This window comes from Haloferax elongans ATCC BAA-1513, assembly GCF_000336755.1.
In the GTDB taxonomy this organism is placed as follows: Archaea; Halobacteriota; Halobacteria; order Halobacteriales; family Haloferacaceae; genus Haloferax; species Haloferax elongans.
In genome coordinates, this window is record NZ_AOLK01000015.1 from 1 (window position 1) to 17,336 (window position 17,336).

The 17,336-nt window shown below is 56.6% G+C and carries 18 protein-coding genes, 1 tRNA gene and 1 pseudogene; 10 read left to right on the forward strand and 10 right to left on the reverse strand.

From position 1 onward, the window contains the following. Positions 1-69 (forward strand): PGF-CTERM sorting domain-containing protein (locus C453_RS20990; RefSeq protein ID WP_008323491.1); only part of this gene is annotated, 69 nt, incomplete at its 5' end. A gap of 181 nt (positions 70-250) precedes the next feature. Continuing rightward, positions 251-1,183: an archaeosortase A gene (gene artA, locus C453_RS06685; RefSeq protein WP_008323492.1), complete on the forward strand. Its 933-nt coding sequence runs from the start codon at positions 251-253 to the stop codon at positions 1,181-1,183. Between the two features lie 36 nt (positions 1,184-1,219). Here the strand turns inward: artA and dph5 are convergent, their stop codons facing one another. Then, positions 1,220-2,026, reverse strand: coding sequence for a diphthine synthase (gene dph5 / locus C453_RS06690; protein WP_008323493.1), 807 nt, complete (start codon positions 2,024-2,026; stop codon positions 1,220-1,222). A gap of 143 nt (positions 2,027-2,169) precedes the next feature. On the opposite strand from dph5, the gene C453_RS06695 reads away from it, so the two are divergent. From C453_RS06695 to C453_RS06705, 3 genes are all read left to right on the forward strand, one after another. Continuing rightward, positions 2,170-2,712, forward strand: coding sequence for a DoxX family protein (locus C453_RS06695; protein WP_008323494.1), 543 nt, complete (start codon positions 2,170-2,172; stop codon positions 2,710-2,712). A 189-nt stretch (positions 2,713-2,901) separates the two neighbouring features. After that, positions 2,902-3,102, forward strand: coding sequence for a DUF7542 family protein (locus C453_RS06700; RefSeq protein ID WP_008323495.1), 201 nt, complete (start codon positions 2,902-2,904; stop codon positions 3,100-3,102). Positions 3,103-3,405: 303 nt separating this feature from the next. After that, positions 3,406-3,636, forward strand: a complete 231-nt coding sequence (locus C453_RS06705; RefSeq protein ID WP_007538926.1) for an Lrp/AsnC family transcriptional regulator — start codon at positions 3,406-3,408, stop codon at positions 3,634-3,636. Between the two features lie 68 nt (positions 3,637-3,704). Here C453_RS06705 and C453_RS06710 read toward each other — a convergent pair whose 3' ends face one another. Next, positions 3,705-4,403, reverse strand: coding sequence for a hypothetical protein (locus tag C453_RS06710; protein ID WP_008323497.1), 699 nt, complete (start codon positions 4,401-4,403; stop codon positions 3,705-3,707). 431 nt (positions 4,404-4,834) lie between these two features. Here C453_RS06710 and C453_RS19925 point away from each other — a divergent pair, with 431 nt between their 5' ends. Further along, positions 4,835-5,680: a hypothetical protein gene (locus C453_RS19925; protein WP_152418026.1), complete on the forward strand. Its 846-nt coding sequence runs from the start codon at positions 4,835-4,837 to the stop codon at positions 5,678-5,680. A 60-nt stretch (positions 5,681-5,740) separates the two neighbouring features. Further along, positions 5,741-6,431, forward strand: a pseudogene (locus C453_RS19510) (IS6 family transposase). A 549-nt stretch (positions 6,432-6,980) separates the two neighbouring features. On the opposite strand, the gene C453_RS19515 reads toward C453_RS19510, so the two are convergent. The 4 genes from C453_RS19515 to C453_RS06730 all read right to left on the reverse strand — a co-directional run bounded on the left by C453_RS19515 (position 6,981) and on the right by C453_RS06730 (position 10,746). Continuing rightward, a complete protein-coding gene (locus C453_RS19515) occupies positions 6,981-8,093 on the reverse strand; it encodes a PKD domain-containing protein (protein ID WP_083881580.1) in 1,113 nt (370 codons plus the stop codon). Beyond that, complete coding sequence (locus C453_RS19520) at positions 8,005-8,910, reverse strand: PKD domain-containing protein (RefSeq protein WP_152418027.1); 906 nt, start codon at positions 8,908-8,910, stop codon at positions 8,005-8,007. The genes C453_RS19515 and C453_RS19520 overlap by 89 nt, the downstream gene beginning before the upstream one ends. A gap of 675 nt (positions 8,911-9,585) precedes the next feature. Continuing rightward, positions 9,586-9,658: transfer RNA gene (locus C453_RS06725), tRNA-Thr, on the reverse strand. A gap of 101 nt (positions 9,659-9,759) precedes the next feature. Further along, complete coding sequence (locus C453_RS06730) at positions 9,760-10,746, reverse strand: class I SAM-dependent methyltransferase (protein ID WP_008323500.1); 987 nt, start codon at positions 10,744-10,746, stop codon at positions 9,760-9,762. Between the two features lie 264 nt (positions 10,747-11,010). Between C453_RS06730 and C453_RS06735 the strand changes: the two genes are divergently transcribed. Together C453_RS06735 and C453_RS06740 are read left to right on the forward strand one after the other, a co-directional pair. Further along, positions 11,011-11,673: a helix-turn-helix domain-containing protein gene (locus C453_RS06735; RefSeq protein WP_049907560.1), complete on the forward strand. Its 663-nt coding sequence runs from the start codon at positions 11,011-11,013 to the stop codon at positions 11,671-11,673. An 81-nt stretch (positions 11,674-11,754) separates the two neighbouring features. Beyond that, on the forward strand, positions 11,755-12,198 hold the full coding sequence (locus tag C453_RS06740) for a universal stress protein (RefSeq protein WP_008323502.1): 444 nt from the start codon (positions 11,755-11,757) through the stop codon (positions 12,196-12,198). Positions 12,199-12,237: 39 nt separating this feature from the next. Here C453_RS06740 and C453_RS06745 read toward each other — a convergent pair whose 3' ends face one another. After that, the gene (locus C453_RS06745; protein WP_008323503.1) at positions 12,238-12,681 is read right to left on the reverse strand and encodes a universal stress protein; all 444 of its coding nucleotides are present in this window, start codon (positions 12,679-12,681) and stop codon (positions 12,238-12,240) included. A 76-nt stretch (positions 12,682-12,757) separates the two neighbouring features. Here C453_RS06745 and C453_RS06750 point away from each other — a divergent pair, with 76 nt between their 5' ends. Further along, a complete protein-coding gene (locus C453_RS06750) occupies positions 12,758-13,465 on the forward strand; it encodes a TVP38/TMEM64 family protein (protein ID WP_049907561.1) in 708 nt (235 codons plus the stop codon). Here the strand turns inward: C453_RS06750 and C453_RS06755 are convergent. The 3 genes from C453_RS06755 to C453_RS06765 form a co-directional block, all read right to left on the reverse strand. Further along, a complete protein-coding gene (locus C453_RS06755) occupies positions 13,440-16,145 on the reverse strand; it encodes a cation-translocating P-type ATPase (protein WP_008323505.1) in 2,706 nt (901 codons plus the stop codon). The two genes, C453_RS06750 and C453_RS06755, sit on opposite strands and share 26 nt — an antisense overlap. A 204-nt stretch (positions 16,146-16,349) precedes the next feature. Further along, a complete protein-coding gene (locus tag C453_RS06760; protein ID WP_008323506.1) occupies positions 16,350-16,790 on the reverse strand; it encodes a pyridoxamine 5'-phosphate oxidase family protein in 441 nt (146 codons plus the stop codon). Between the two features lie 61 nt (positions 16,791-16,851). Next, a complete protein-coding gene (locus C453_RS06765) occupies positions 16,852-17,331 on the reverse strand; it encodes a universal stress protein (protein ID WP_008323507.1) in 480 nt (159 codons plus the stop codon). Positions 17,332-17,336: the final 5 nt, after the last annotated feature.

Here is a 17,336-nt window from a genome sequence, read left to right on the forward strand (position 1 = left end):
GGCTTCGGTATCGCTGTGGCCCTCGTCGCCCTCGTCGCTGCGGCACTCCTCGCAGTCCGCCGCGACTAACTCCGATAGCTAACTACCACCGGGAACTTCCCGGTCCCCTCAAATTTCTTTTATCGTGCTTCCACCGGGAGCGATAGCGTCAGGTTCCGTTCGCACAGAAGGTCACCCTCCCCAACCGGTCGAGCGCACTGGGCGCACGCAACGACAAGGGATTTAGTGGCTGCACGACATCCCAACACGTATGCCCGGACTGCTCTCTGATATCCTCGCTTGGGTGGTCATTGCGACCTTCGTGGCAGGTGTGGTTGCGACCGGTCGTGACCGCGGACTCGGCCGCAACGTGATGACTGCCGGGTGGGTTCTCTTTGCACTCTTTTGGCTCCAACTCATTCCGCACTTTACGCTCGTTCACAAGAGCTACATCGAGGGGTTGTTGACTATCGCAGCTGTTCCAGCATCGCTCTACGCTGGATGGCTCCTCTACAGCGGACGAGACTCACTTTTCGTCCTCTCGCGTGCCGTTGCAGCGATGGGTGTGGTCTACTTGCCCTTCGAGACGATACCAGCGTTGACGCTTCTGGGAACGACGATTCCTGCACCACGCGGGGTACTGATGGAGACCGTCGCCGCACAGACGAACTTCCTCATCGAGTCGCTCGGCTACTCGACGACGATGATTACTGGCGACGAAGGCTACTTGAACACCTTCCTGTGGATGCAGGGCTCGCACCGTATCGAGGTCTCGGTCGTTCTTGCCTGCACTGGGCTCGGAAGTATCGCCATCTTCGCTGGCCTCATCGCGGCAGTGGATGCCCCCCTCCGCCGCAAGGCTCGTGGGCTTGCCATTGCCGTTCCAATCATCTACGCCCTAAACCTGTTCCGGACGACGTTCATCACTATCTCGGTCGGCAAGCAGTACTTCCAACTGTTCGTCGACGAGATTCTCTTCTTGTTTGGGTCGTCTGACCCCTACATGGTCTCGTTTTTCATCTCCGACCGAATCATCAGCCAAGTGCTCGCGGTGGTTGCACTCGTCGGAATCACGTACTTGGTCGTCCGAGAGGTGCCAGAACTGCTCACCATCATCGAGGACGTTCTCTACATGATCACCGGAGAAGAACACGACCTGCGCGCCGAACTCGGTATCGACGTCCCGGACGACCGGCGAGCATAGTCTCGGAGGAGACGAGTTTCGCGGAACTGGTCCGTTTTAGAAGTCGCCGAAGAGGTTCTCTGGTGCCCCCCCGAGAGCCATCAGCGCGTCGGCTTCGACATGATGGACCTCCCCAGGGATAATGAGCATGTGGAGTGGGTCACCGAAGTCACGCTCGGCGAGTGCTTCGAGCCGGTCCGCGGCGACGACAGGGTTCGGACTGCCCGCTCGGCAGACAGCAACGCCGAGTGCGTCGGGGTCCCAGTGCTCGGCAAACAACTCGGCTGCGTAGTCGGCCGTCATGTACTCGTCGCCGTCGATTTCGACGCCGCGGCGACCCTCCCATTCGACCTTGATGTCGAGATACACGAGCGTGTGGAGACCGCGTTCGCGGTTTGCTTCGAGGGAATCGACGACGCTCTGTGGGACGGGGTCGCCACCGTGAACGAAGGGGAACGGAAGCGTGACTGCTTTTCCGAAGCGGTAGTTCTGGAGACCAGTGAGACCGCTTGCGGCTGACTGGGCCGTCACACCGTGGACGAGTTTTGTCTCGATACCGCGTTCTTCGGCACGCAATCGAAGGTCGACGTGCGTCGTCGAAATCATCGTGTCACCGGCGGTAAGGAAGGCGATGTGTTCGGCTTCGGCCGCATCGAGAATCTCGTCAGGGTCCTGTTCGACACCGGCACGGTCGCGTACCTCGATGTCGATGTCGTGGTATGCTTCGAGGTCGGAGACACTCGCGCCGACGAGGTGGCTGGTGTAGAACTCTGCGAACGCACGGTCGGCGGCTTCGAGAGCTTCTGCCCCCTCAACTGTGATTGACCGCTCGTCGTACAGACCGAGTCCGATGAAGGTGAGCATGCTGGTGCTCTGTCGTCGGCGATGATAAACAGCGTGACCTTCGTTGTCGCTCTTAATGAGTGAGAATAACAACCACATTATTTTGACTTGAAAATAGTACGTCCATCTGTATGGCAACGAGTAGTCGCACGCTAGAGACTGAAATGTTCGGACAGGACGTACAGTTCGAGTACTCGGAGCGGTGGGTCGGCTACTCGCTGTTCCTCCTACGGGTGGTGATGGGGTGGACACTGTTCCAAGGTGGTGTCACGAAACTCATCACCTACCTCGACGCTGACCCGTCGAACGACTGGACGGCCGCGGGATTCCTCGCGAACGCGATTCCACCGGGGAACCCACTGATGGGGCTGTGGAGTTCGATGGCTGGAAGTCCGCTTATCGACATGCTGAACATGTGGGGGCTGACCCTCACTGGGTTAGCGCTCATTCTCGGCGCGTTCGTCCGATGGAGTGCGTTCTGGGGTGCGGTGATGATGCTGTTCTACTGGGCAGCATCGCTGCAAGGCGGCCTCCTCGCGGGCCTGCCCCTCGCCCACGGCTGGGTCGTAGACGACCACATGGTCTACGCCGTGCTCCTGTTCGGTCTCGGTGCATTTGGTGCGGGCCGTATCCTCGGAGTCGACGCGTACCTCGAAGAGGTGGAGTTCGTCCAACAGAACCGTTGGATGTCACTCGTCATGGGTTGACGACCACTGCTGTCTACCCCATTTTTGCCGAAGCAGTCCGGTGGTGTTCCAGTAGCCGTACTCGTAGTAACCGTCCTCGTTCGGCACTTGTGGCCATCTGACACACTGTTCTGTGTACGAAATCCCCACATATCGACTTGTACAGCGTGTCCGACGCAATTATGCCGATGGCTGTGCTGTATTCGGACAATGACGACCCCCCGTGCGACGGTTCACTGTCCGGACTGTGGGCTCGAAGAGACCTTCGAAAAACTAGCCGCGGCACGGAAACGAATCGAAGACCATCGCGAGGAAACGGGCCACGACCCCGACTGGAAGTTGGGTCGGTTCGCACCCGGCGTAAAGCGGATGGGCGACGAGGCGGGCGTGTGCGGGCTGGGCGACTACTGAACCGCAGTCTGCCGTTTTAGTCCGTTACAACCGGTTTTCAAGTTCGATTGGACGGATTCTATGAGACTCATTACAATACGATAGTCAGTGGAACGCGAGTGTATGAGATGTGAACGATGCGGTGCCGACACGACCGTGCTCGGACATACGGTCGATGGATTCACGGGGTACCTCTGCCGCGAGTGTCATACTGTCTGGGACCAACTGTTCGACTCGACGTGAAAGGACGTACATGTCTGGGTCGCTCGATGGCTGCTCACAGCCGGACGTACATTTATACTGGTTGACAGGCTATAGTTACAAATGGTCGAGGCATACGTCACCATCCAGACCGGTGCGGGAACCGCACGGGATGTCGTCGAGCAACTGCGCACACTCGACAACGTCGTGAAAGCGAGCATCGTCGCTGGCGAGTTCGATATCGTCGCCGAAGTCGAAGCCGACTCGGAGCGCGACCTACTCGGGCTCATCTCCGACGACATTCAACAGTTCGAAGGCGTCGGTCGGACGAGCACGTGTATCGTTCTTGGGTGAGGCGACGAGGAGTTGCAGCCGTCCCCACACTCGACTGATACAGGAGAGTGACGAACCAGAACGTCCGTTCAGAGACCGAAGTGTGAATCGCGCCCGACGACTGTGTACCCTTGGACCGACAGCGCCTCGTCGCGGTATCGTTCCGTGAAGAACTGCTGCGGGAAGCGCCGCAGTCCGAATCGTCGATTCGACGTATACTCGATGTCGACTGTTGTCTGGCCGTTGCTGTTGTCGGTGCTACCGTTGGCATCGCTGCCGTTGGCCCCATCGTTGCCCTCGATTGTCGCGACATATGTCGCCCACGGCTGGTCGTTCATTGTAATCTCGACGGTGACTCGGTGCGCACCGTCTGGTGTCGGCTCCGTTTGTGTTTGGAGGGCCATCTCAGCAGTGCGCAGCCCGAACAGATACGAAATCGGGTACGTGACGTCTCCGTCTCCCGTCGTTACCTCGTCCGCGACACCCCACTGAAGCGCGAGCATCGGCGGCGTCGGGCTGGCGAACTCGTTGACGACAGCTTCCGGAGCATCGTCAGTTCGGAGTCGAACCGTCCCATACGACTGTAGAATTGGAGCGCGGGCGACGACGACCAAGAGTGCAGCGACGACGACGACTGCAGGCAGCAGTGACGTCAGCAGGTAGCTCCCGAGGAACAGCGACGTTACGAGTGAGACGACGAGGAAACTCAACAGACGCTCGCGCCTGTAATATCGCTGTGCGACCGCGAGCGCTTCTTGTGGCCGTTCGATGTCGTTCGTGGAGGGCATCGCGTGAAATCCCTTTCGCCCGACAATTAATTCTGGTGAAAGTGGTGGTGTGTTGGGTCGAGGGGAGGTAGTAAGAGGGTAGTAAAGAGAACGCGTTGAAGTACCAGCAGCTGGTCAATTGTAGGTTCTCTCTCTTGTCTTCCGATTTGAAGCAACTGGACCCGACGCTCCCGCGCAACTCTGGAGAATTGCTGACTGATATTGGGATTGTACCGGTGAATCACCCTCGCTCAGTATGGGATTGGTGCGAGAGGGATTGAAATTTGAGAACTACTAGTTGCTACCACGCCCTATAATGTGGGAGATGGAGATAAATAATGGGGTCTTTCCCAAATATATGGATGTAATTGGACGTATGCAAAGGTACAGACACACATAGCCATTCTATACATTCCGTAAAAATAATGTATATGCATTGAAACGTGAGTTTTGTGGCTCATATCAAATCGTTCCCACAAAGAGAAGCAGAGACGGCAATTGATAAGATGACAAAAATGGCGGAAGCTGATCTAACGCTCGGAGAATACTCACAAAATAGCTCTTCAGATACTATCGGAACAGAAAGTTATTCTCCTGGTTCTCCTGGTTCCCCTGGTTCTCCGGGTCCAGACATTCCTGGTGTTGGTGAAGAACCTAAACTGGCAGGTAAGATATCAGTGTCTGGAATCGCTAAATCAGTTGCGAAAAAAACAACTGTGTGTCTCGACCCATCTGGTATTCCTGGGGTTGCAACTGATGAGATATGCATTAAACCAATGAATATAGTTGATGCAGGATGTAATGGGAAACTCACACCTGGAAATGGGATTACTATGGGGTTCAACCTCCTTGGACTTTCAATAAATGATTGCCGTTCTCGAACCGTTAATTTAAGTATAGGTGGATTTTTTGGAATAAACGTAGATGATGCCTGTATATTTGCTGGCACTTCCTTACTTCCAGGTGTACACAAATGTCAGGAAGTCTTCTGCGTTGACGACATAGAGCCCCCTTCAGCATCTCCGAGCCTAGTGGACTTGGCACCTTCTGGGTATGAAATCATGAAACACGCAATGTTAGCATCTGAAGAGGTACAGTCTGCAATAGGTGATAATCCCATATTAATGGCTATATTAACCATTATTCTTGCAGCTTTGCTAATTGCCGTCTTTGCATCTGGCACAAGTTTATTCGGTGCTGCAATTATGGCTGCAGGATCAACTGAAATGCAGGCTATCGGTATTGCATTAGGATCTGCTATCTTTGCCAATTTTGCTGCAAATTCAGTGTCTTTCTGACATCATATGTAGAAAGCACCGTCTAGCTAAGGAATAAATCGGTCGAAGAGCTAGCTTCCTATGCTACTCTCAGACCTGCTCAGCGAGAGTTTGGACACAGCTACGCTTGAATGTTGGCAGCGGGAGCAGCGGCGAACGCCCGGACGGGCGTCGCCGTCCGCTCCATGCTGCCGGTCTTTCACTCAAAAAGACAGAAACGGTTCTTCGGCTATTAGGCGTAGAACGCTCGTTTCAAGCAGTTTTTTTTAAATTGGGTTCGTCGATTGTCTGACACCGTTTCAGACCCGTCGAAGGTGACACTGAGACGGGTCGCAGACGACGAGACCGCTGTCAAAACCAACGGCGGGTGGTCTTGGTTGTACGCTGCAGTAGACCTCGACACAAAAAGTGGTTCTTGATGTCGCGCTGTTCAAGCGTTATGGAACTGCTCCAGCGGCTGCGTTTCTCCACGGAGTCTGTGAGAAGCACGACTGTTCAGAGATGGTGTTTCTATCTGATGCATTAGGCTATCGGACTGCCTTCTCTCGATTAAGGTTGAACGATTGGGTCGACTACACAGACCAAAACCTGATTAAAAAAGTGGTTTCAGACGTCAATATTGGATCGGCTGTTTCCACAACCCGTGGGTGGAAAGTCGGATGAGTGCCCGCCAATAGTTGTAGAGCTTGTCCATTACTATAACTTTCAGCGACCAGATCAATCGCTTGACGGACGATCACCAACTCAGGAGTTAACTAGACAGTACCTGTAGATACTAATTCACTATTTAAGTCGCCAAAATCGGATCGGAAGGTAGATTCCTGCTACGTACATCGCGCCTGCATTTTTAGTTACTATGAGTCTGATCAAAAATACCATGCCCAACCCCGCCCATAAAAATGGGTTTGGATTCCACGCGACCGAACTCTTTCTGATCCTTCTTGCATCAAGAAATAGACTAATTGGCATCGGGAATAGTAGCAATCCAGTAATGAGTATCAAAAGTCCAGTGATAATTGCAAAGATTATTCTTAGTGTTGGAAATGTACCACGGCTTATCTGTGCAAGCTCTCTGAATGCGAATACGCTAATGTGTGTTAATCCTGGTATTAGGACAAGTAACCACCAACGAGAGATAGTTAAACTAGACTGTTGATGATTTGTATCACGGGAATTGTCTACAGCCATACAAACTATACCTATTCCAACCATTATATAAATTTCTAAATATCAACATCTAATAGATTAAGAAATTAAGAGTCTTAATAAGAAGACAGTGTTTAAATAATCCCGGATGAAAATGAATGATTGTTTTCTTGTTTTACACCAGGAGCGTGCCTTGATTATCTGGGTTATATTGGTACATACCTTCTGGGGTGCGGACAAATTTAATGAATTTTTTACTTCCTTGCGCCAATGCTGAGATTACTTGGTGTGTCTCAGTGCTTTTGTCCATGAACACCACTTCCACCTGTTCGATTGTTCCAGAGATCACGTTAAACGTCTTTGTTCTCTTACCACCATCGTCATCGGTTACGGTTACTTTAGGTCTATAAAAGCAAATTTGTCTGAAATTGTGCTCGACTGTCTCCCCATTCTTTTGTACCCCATCATCAAAGTCCCACGAAACACTCATGACCTCTCCATCTTCGTCAGAGGTCTCTACTTCAAATTCAACTGGTGCACCTGCGGCAACGGGAATCGCCTTTTCACCAAGTCCAGGTATCATAATCCCATTTTCCGATTGGAAGTTAATAGATGGCCGACGGTTATTGATTGAAATGCTTTTGATTGTTTCCTTCGATGCTCCATCGTCGTCAGTTACTGTAAGTGAGACATCGTACTCTCCGTCTTGTTCATACTGGTGTGTCACTTTTTTCCCGGAATCAGACGACCCATCTCCAAATGACCACTCATAAGATGAGATCTCACCGTCCACATCTGAAGAGTCCGAGGCATCAAATGTGATCGGATTCAATGTTTTTATAGTCCAACTGCTGTCTCTTATACACATCTCTGNAGACGACCCATCTCCAAATGACCACTCATAAGATGAGATCTCACCGTCCACATCTGAAGAGTCCGAGGCATCAAATGTGATCGGATTCAATGTTTTTAGAGTCCCACTGATATTGAAGTTGGCACTTGGCTGACTGTTTTTTATCGTGATTTTTGTACTTGACTCCTGGGACGCTCCGTCACTGTCAGTTACTGTAAGTGAGACATCGTACTCTCCGTCTTGTTCATACTGGTGTGTCACTTTTTTCCCGGAGTCAGACGACCCATCTCCAAATGACCACTCATAAGATGAGATCTCACCGTCCACATCTGAAGAGTCCGAGGCATCAAATGTGATCGGATTNAGACGACCCATCTCCAAATGACCACTCATAAGATGAGATCTCACCGTCCACATCTGAAGAGTCCGAGGCATCAAATGTGATCGGATTCATCGTTTTTAGAGTCCCACTGATATTGAAGTCAACATTGGGTGCTAGGTTTGCGACAGAAATCTTTTTTGTGACTTTGTCAACACCACCATTATTGTCTTTGACTTTTAGTTCAACCTCGTAATCTCCATCATCTTGAAATACATTCGTTGTTGTTCGACCAGAGTTAGAATCCCCGTCATCAAAATCCCAAGAATACGACTCAACATATCCATCGCTGTCACTTGACTTCCCTGCGTCAAATGAGACTACTTCATATGCTTTGGGCTTAGATGGTGAAAAGGTGAATGTTGCTGAAGGCTCTTCATTAGGTTCTGGCTCATCATCTCCACCAGAATCACCACTTCCACCAGAATCACCACTTCCACCAGAATCACCACTTCCACCAGAATCACCACTTCCAGACCCACAGTCATCTGCTCCACTGCCACCACCACCGTTAGGAGGAACGTGTTGATCAGGTTCTACAGCGGAATTGGTATCATACGTACCCGACTCACACTCATCGTCGTCTCCACTACCACTACCGCCGTTTGGTGGGACGTGCTGATCAGGCTCCACTGCATTAGAGACCTGCATAGAATTCGAATATTTATTCACCGCACTCACCTCAATAATCTCTCCATGTGATTCCACCTTTGAGGAGATGTAATCGATATACCGCCGATTCTGTACTTCTGTACCTGTTTTTGCCGACGCAATTCTTGTTCCTCCACTAGCAGTCAGTGAAAGCACACCTGCTCCAGAAATCAGCCCTAGAACTTCTCTTCGAGTTTTATCTACTGCGTTCTTTTTATCCATCTTGCATTTCAGTCAACTATCATGCATAATCAATCTGTTGGAATGTCTATCAGTACAATATATTATGGTATTTGAATTGTTATATTGTGGCAGCGGACACTGTCGGGTTGCTAACCTCCCAACCGGAGTTCCTACATCGGGCGCTTGATGCGGTTGTTGGGAAACAGAGTTTGTTTTATTTCTCTCAGTGAACTCGTTGCGTGGAGCTAGACGGCAAACTCCTTGGCAGGCGTCTTCAGAACGCAGAGCGTTTTGATGGGCTATACGAGAACCCTGCTCTCGTGAACGTCGCCGTCACTTACGTACCCATGTTGTTTCTTCTAAATCCGTCGCAAAGTACTCGCTGAGCAGGTCTGCGAGCGTCATTCCAAAATCACTCAACGACCTTCTCGTTCCTCAAACTGGTTTAACTAGGCAGTGCTGACTATGCAGTATGCGTGAAAAGTAAGCCAGTGGAGAGGGTTGTGAACTACGGTCGCTCCTTGCAGTCGCTCCCTTGTTCAACTCTCTCGTAGCTGCGTTTGACGCTCACGAACTCGCAGCTTCGCTCCTCGTGTAGTTCGCGGAAAAGTAAACCGGTGGAGGGATTTGAACCACAGTCGCTCACTGTCGTTCGCTCCTTGCTTCAAGTTCCTCCACGCGAGGCTCTTCAACCTCACTGTGTTCGGTAGAAAAAGCCGGTGGAGGGATTTGAACCCTCGGCCTATTCCTTACGAAGGAATCGCTCTGCCAGCTGAGCTACACCGGCGCGGTGGGCTTCCGAATGCATTCTTCCGTACCCCGGTTACGTAATTAAGACTTGCGAATCACCGTGGTGTCTGGTGGTCGCCAGCACGCCGCTCGACCGTCCTACTGCCGTCTCGTCAGGCGAACGTCGAGACACACGTTGTACTCGTGTGGGGCGTACGAGCGGACGATGTTCTCTTCGAGCACTTCCACGTCGAACTCTGGTTCGGCGGCGTCTCGAATCGCGTCGAGTCCAGGGCCGAACGGGTCGTCCTCGTGCTGGATGTCGTAGAAGTGAACGACACACTCGTCGGCGGCGAGTCTGACCGCGGTCTCGACGAACTCGTTTGCGCTGTGCGGGAGGTTCATGACGAGCCGCTCTGCCCATCCCTCGTAGTCGACAGCGACTTCCCGGACGTCGCCGTGAATTGCAGTGATGCGGTCGGAGACATCATTGCGGTCGGCGTTCTCCCGAAGATACTCGATAGCCGATTCGTTCAGGTCGCACGCGACGACCTCGGCACCGTTGGCCGCCGCCGGAATTGCGAAGGGGCCGACCCCGGCGAACATGTCGAAGACGTGCTCGCCTTCCTGTACCTGCTCGACGACGCGATGGCGCTCCGTGGCGAGACGAGGTGAGAAGTAGACCGTCGCGATGTCGAGGTGGAACTCGTGGCCGTACTCTCGATGGACCGTCTCCGTGGAGTCGCCGACGAGCACGTCCCAGTCTCGAACGCGGAGCTCGCCCTTGATTTTGGACGCGCGGTTGACGACCGTCTCGGCACGGAGGTCGGACGCGACGATAGCATCCGCAATCTCGTGGGCGCGTTCGGCATCGTCTTCGTCGAGAATGACCACGTCGCCGAGTCGCTCGTAGGAGGGCTCGAACCCGAGGATGTCGGCGGGGTTCGTCTGTGTGTCTCGGTCGGGTGCCTCGTACTCGACAACCTCGAATTCCGATGGCACGGCGTCGGCGTCGACGACTGGGATGTAGAGGTCCCCGTCGACGACCGAAATCTGGTGGTCGTGGTCCAGTAGGTCTGCGTCGGCGAGTTGCTTCCGCGTCTCTTCACCCGATTCCCGAGGGACGCGGACGCACGGCACGTTCATACTCTCACCAATCGTGCCCACCGAGTAAGGGTGACGCTTCGCCACTGGTATAAAACAGCCTGACCAATCAGGGAGTACGTATAGGGTGATGGCACGAGAACGAATCGATGCCCACAAACTCGACCGGCATCCGTCGTGCCAGTGGGCATGCCTCTGACACTGTGGATCTTGCCCGGGTCCACATTTCGGTTCTCCGTCTTTGGTTCTCGACACTCGAGTGCCAAATGTGAAATTTTACGCACCAGGGGTGCGGGATACCTATAGATGAGTTGTATCGCGGAGTTTACGATTCGAAGTTGGGACCTCCCGTTGATGGGGGCCTTCGAGCGAGCACCCGAGATGCGACTCGACGTGGAACAAACGATTACCACGGAGTCGGGACGACCGGTGCTCTTTGTCTGGGCTGACGGCGGCGATTTCGACGCCTTCGAGGCTGGTTTGCACAACGATGAGACGGTTGTCGACCCCACACTGATGGAGTCCTTGCCGGAACAGCGTCTCTATCGCGTGTACGTCGCCGACGATGCAGACACGACTGTGTTTCCGACCGATGCCGAAGTCGGAGCGTCTCGACTCGATGCCTCGTTCACCGTCGACGGTCTCCACACTCGGATGCGATTCCCCGACCGTGACGCACTGCGCTGCTACCGGCAGCGCTGTGCCGAACGAGACGTAGAGATGTTCGTCCACCGAATCTACCGCGGTGACACGACCGACGAAAACGGCTACGGACTCAGCCCCAAACAACGCCAAGTCCTGTCACTCGCCGCGAAACGTGGGTACTTCGAGGTTCCGAGAGAAATCTCACTGACAGAACTCGCCGACGAGTTGGATATCTCGGCGCAGTCCACATCCGAACGCCTCCGTCGAGGCGTCGACCAACTCGTCAGTGCGACGCTCGCCCCGGAGTCGAACCTCGATTCCTGAGCCGATTCGCCTTCGCTTCGGGACGGAGAGTAACTTCGTTCCGGGTCCAGTTTTATCGCTCAGTCGTGCGTTTGGTTCGATATGTTCGACCAGATTCTCGTGCCGACCGACGGGAGCGGGTACGCACTGCGGGCGGCCGAGTACGCGGTTGACATCGCGGCGGCCTATGGGGCAACGCTCCACGTCCTCTACGTTGTCGACGTTCGAACCACCCACGCCGACATGCCGCTCGACGATTCCGAGTCGCAGACACGCGGCCAGAAGGCGGTCCAAGCGGTCGCAGACGTTGCGGCCGACCGCGACGTGCCCGTCGAGACGGAGATTCGGGTCGGGCTTCCGCACCAGACAATCGTGAGATACAGCGACGAGCGCGACGTGGACCTCGTCGTGATGGGGACCCACGGTACCAGCGGACTGGAGCGCTACCTCATCGGGAGCGTCGCAGAGCGAATGATTCGTCTGTCTGACGTTCCGGTCATGTGTGTCCCGCCAACCGATGAGGACGACGCAGCGGACGAGGGGTGACTGACTGCGAAAAAGGCGCAGTCAGCGAACGGTAGCCAGTCAGCGAACGATAGTCACGCTAACCGGCGCGCGCGTCGCGACGAGTTCGGCCACGCTCCCGAGAAGGAGGTTTGTCTCTCCAGAGCGCCCGTGGCTCCCGACGTAAATCGCGTCGACGTCGGTGTCCTGGGCGTACTCGACAATCGCGCGAGCGGGGTCGCCGCGACGTGTCTCTGTCTCGACGTCGACACCGGTCCCGTCGGCGAGGGCGGTGAGTTCTTCGAATATCTCGTCGGCAATCTGTTCGGCCTTCTCGTACCACTCGGAGGACCCGTGAAGTGGTTCGAGACTTACGTCAACGTCCAACGGCGCGCTGTACCCCGGGTCGGACGGGTCGATGACGTGGAATGCGATGACAGTCGATTCGGCGTCGCCGAGCGCCTCCTCGAAGGCACGCTTCGAAAGTGGTGAGCCATCGACGGGAACGAGAATGGTGTCTGCCATGTTCGTAATTACGCTCTCTCGACACAAAAGCACTCCTGCGACTGGGTTTTTCTCAGTGGCGCGAGACGTGATAGGCGTGGTTCGTGTCCCAACACTCTTCGAATCTCCCCGTGACAGATGGCGGACGCTCGTTCTCGTAAGTGTCCTCGTCGCCGCGGCAGTCGTCGGTGGGTCGGTCGTCGTCGAGCGCGTCCCGATTCTTGCCGACCCGCGCGCACTCCGTGCGTGGCTTCTCGAATTCGGGGCGCTCGCGCCACTCGCGTTCGTCGGCGTCCAGATACTCCAGATTCTGGTCGCACCGATTCCGGGACAGGCACTTGGCTTCGCCAGCGGCTATCTCTTCGGGGCCGCGCTGGGAACACTGTACAGTATGATTGGTATCGTCGTCGGAACAGCACTCGCCGTCGCCCTCTCGCGGTACTTTGGCCGCCCCTACGTCGAACGAGCCGTCGCCACGGACACGCTCGACCGCTTCGACGGGTTAGTTGCAAACCACGGGCTGGCGGTACTGTTTCTGTTCTTTCTCGTCCCGGGGCTACCGGACGACGCACTCTGTTTCGTGGCAGGGCTGACCGACATTCCCGTCCGGCGTATCGTCGCAGTCGCCGCAGTCGGGCGACTTCCGGGGTTCCTTCTCGTGAACATCGCTGGCTCGGCGGCGGCCGACGCGAACGGACCGCTTCTCGCGGTCGCCATCGGACTCCTCGCCGCGGCGTCGGTGTTCGGCTACCTCTATCGGACGCAACTCCTCGGCCTCGTCACCGACCAAACAGCCACTCGTTGACCCGGAAGACCACGAGGTTCGCAAGGAGGAATGGGACGAACGCGCCCGCAACCCACCCCCACTCGCGGAGGCCGAGCGGAACGACACCGAATACGCCTGCGATGGGCGTGTAGAGCAACAGCATGTGAAGCGCCAGCGAGAGGCCGACCGCGCCGACGAGCCACGGATTCGACAGTACCGAGAGCCGGTAGCGGAGTCTGACCGACTGGGTGCGAACCAACTCGGCGGTCACGAGGAACGTAAACAGGACCGTCTGTGCGACGACGAGGCTCCCGGATTCTGCGAGCGCATAGAAGAATGCGCCCAGTCCGGTCACGGTGAGCGCAACGCCGATGCCGACGATAGACGCGATGGTCCGGTCGTCGAGGACGCCTTCGTCTCGTGGGCGCGGCGGGCGCTTCATCACGTCTCCCGATTTCGGGTCGGCACCGAGCGCGAGCGCCGGGAACCCGTCGGTGACGAGATTGAGCCACAGGAGGGCAACTGGTGTGATGACGAGTCCAGACCCTGAGCCGAACACGTCTGGGAACAACAACGCGCCGAGCAACGTTCCGAGGAAGACGACGAGTACCTCTCCGGCATTTGCCGACAGGAGGTAGTTGACGAACTTGCGGACGTTGTCGAAAATACCCCGCCCCTCGGCGATTGCGTCCCGAATGGTGACGAAGTTGTCGTCGCGGAGAACCACGTCAGACGCCCCCTGTGCGACCTGCGTCCCGCGTTCGCCCATCGAGATGCCCACGTCTGCGTTCCCGAGTGCCGGCGCGTCGTTGACGCCGTCGCCAGTCATCGCCACGGTGTAGCCCACGTCCTGCAGCGCCCGAAGGATACGGACCTTGTGTTCGGGTTCGACGCGAGCGAACACGTGGGTCTCCTCGATTGCGTGGTGCAGTTCTGACTCGCTCATCTGGGCGATGTCGCTGCCCGTGAGAACCGTGTCGGTGTCGATGCCGACCTCTGTGGCGATGGCGCGAGCCGTCTGTGCGGTGTCGCCCGTCGCCATCGTGACCTGAATACCTGCGGACTGGCAATCGGAGACGGCGGCGGCGACCCCTTCTCTCGGCGGGTCGGTCATCCCTTGCAATCCGAGGAAGACCAACCCGGATTCGAGCGTCTCCTCGTCGGCGTCGGGGTCGACCGCGGGCGCGTACGCGAATCCCAACACGCGAAGCGCGTCGTCGGCGAACAAGGCCGTCGCGGCCTCGATTTCACTGCGGTGGTTCTCGGTCAACGGTTCGATGTCGCCGTCGACCAGAATGCGGTCACAGCGGTCGAGGACGACTTCCGGGCCGCCTTTCATGAGTGTGACCGGACCCTCGCCCGGGGCGTCGAACTCGTCGACGACGACAGTCATGCGCCGTCGCTCTGACGTGAATGGAACCTCGGTGAGTCTGTCGTCGACACCATCGACACCGGCGCTGTTGGCAGCCGTGAGAAGCGCGATTTCGGTCGGGTCTCCGCGATGCGTGCCATCGTCGAGGACCGTCGCGTCGTTACACGTCACGCCGCAGGCGAGAAGCGCGCTGAGTGCGGGGCCCGTCTCGGTGGATTCACCGTCGAATTCGACAGCCTGTCTTCCCGGCAACCACGCTCTCGTGACCGTCATTCGGTTCTCCGTCAGCGTCCCCGTCTTGTCGGTGACGATGAAGTCCACCGCGCCGAGGCTCTGGACCACAGAGAGGTTTCGAACGAGCGCGTTTCGTTCGAGAAGCGTCCGCGACCCGAGTGCGAGCGTGAGCGTGACGACTGCCGGAAGCCCCTCGGGGACGGCGGCAACTGCGAGCGTGACCGCGACGAGAAGGACGACAACGGGGTCCGTTGCCGTGACGAACAACTGGATGAGTGCGATGACGACGATGAGTGCGACGATGCCGACGCCGATTCGACTTCCCAGTCGGTCGACTTCGCGCTCGAACGGCGTCTTGCGCTGCCGGACGTTTTCGAGTTGGTCTGCGATGTCTCCGAGTTCGGTGTCCATGGCAGTGCCGACGACGACCGCTTCGGCCCGCCCCCGAACGACTGTCGTGCCCGCGTGGAGGACACTCCGGTGTTCGGCGAGTGGTGTTTCTTCCGCGACCGACGCGGGTCCCTTCTCGACGGAGGTGCTCTCACCGGTCAGCGTCGACTCGTCTGCTCGGCAGTCAGCGGCGTCGAGAATCCGGGCGTCAGCGGGCACGGCGTCACCCGCATCGAGGATGAGTACGTCACCGGGGACGATGTCTTCCGCGGGAACCTCGCGAAGCGACCCGCCACGACGGACAGTCGCACTCGGCAGTGTGAGTTCTTTGAGTGCTTCGAGCGCCTTCTCGGCGCGGTAGTCCTGAATAAAGCCGAAGATACCGTTGCCGAACACGATGAGAAAGATGAGCGCGGCGTCGGTGTACTCCGGTTCGCGCCCCGGAAGCAGGCCGACCGCGAGCGAGAGACCCGCAGCGACGAACAACAGGAGAATGAGCGGCCCGGTAAACTGTGAGACTAAAAGCGACAGTGGGGAGACGGATTCGTCTTCGGCGAGTTTGTTCGGCCCGTAGCGTTCGAGTCGGCGTTCGGCCTCGTCGCTGTCGAGACCGTCGGCACTGCTGTCGAGTCGAGAGAGCGCTGCATCGGGGTCGAGTGCGTGCCACGAGATGTCCGTCGCCTCGCCGTCGGGTGGTCGTTCACGCGTCGCCTGCTCGTACACGTTTCACGTGAACGACACGCGAGAAGGTATGTCCACCGACGATTCTCACAGACCTGTGGTGAGGTTCCCGTGTCGTCCCTTTTCTGTGGCTGTCTTCCCTTTCTGTGGGCGTCCCCTTCCGTGCCGTCTCCCCTTTCTGTGGCCGTCTCTCCTTCCGTGCCGTCTCCCTCCCCCCGTGGCCCGCTGTGCCGACCTTCTCTGCGCTTACCGGGCCGTCTCTCGCCCCGTTAGCTCGTCGAAGTCGAGTTCGACCAGATGAATCTGAAGGTCGTCGATTTCCTCGTCGAAGACGCGGACGCCACCGAACAGTTCGTTGATAGTGGCGTCGTCGGGAACCTCGTCGTCTGGAAGGGTTCGAACTGACCCGCGAGCCATGATGCTCCAGGAATCCTTACCGGCGTCTTCATAGCAGACGAACGTCGCTTCGGTCGTCGTTTCGACGAAGTCGAACTTCTCGCTGTCACCGTCGTCGGTCAGGCGAAAGAGGAGTCGCCCACCTTCTGCGTCGTATGCGACGTGAACCGGGACTCCGTAGGCGCGTCCGTCGTCGGCGAGCGAGAGAATGCCAGACGAGGCGTTCGCCAGTCGCTCGGCGATTTCGTCGTCGTCCAACCCGACCGTGTAGACGTACCTGATATCGTCCATACTGGTCGGTTCGCGCCGCCGACACATGAATGGGCTGCCGAAGTGAGAAGCACGGTCGCCGTCAGTCGGTGAAGTAGAATTCAGATTTGGGCATCCGCTCTCGAACTTTCGGCGGTGCGTGTCGGACGATGTGCACGTCGTAGGTCTTGCCGCTCGCGACGTTGCCACCGACGCTGGCGAGTGGCGTGACGACGCGGCCCGCGTTTTCGCTTCCGACGAAGACGACGTCCGCGCCTTCGTTGTGGGCGACTCGCTTGAGTTTCCCGACGATTTCGCCAGGGGCCGGGAACCGACCCGCAGCGAGTGACCGAAACGACGCTCTCGGTGCGATTTTCACCGCGGTGCGGTGGAGTTCGCTGACGATATCGTCTCGGTCGAAGTCGTCTTTCGATGGTATCCACCCCTGATCGACAGCGTACTCTGCATCCACCGGGACGACGGCGACCGCGAGAACGTCGTCGCCGGTCTGCTTCGCGTAGGTCGCCGCTCGATGGAGCGCTGCATTCGACAGCTGTGACCCGTTGTAGGCGACGATGTACATACCGG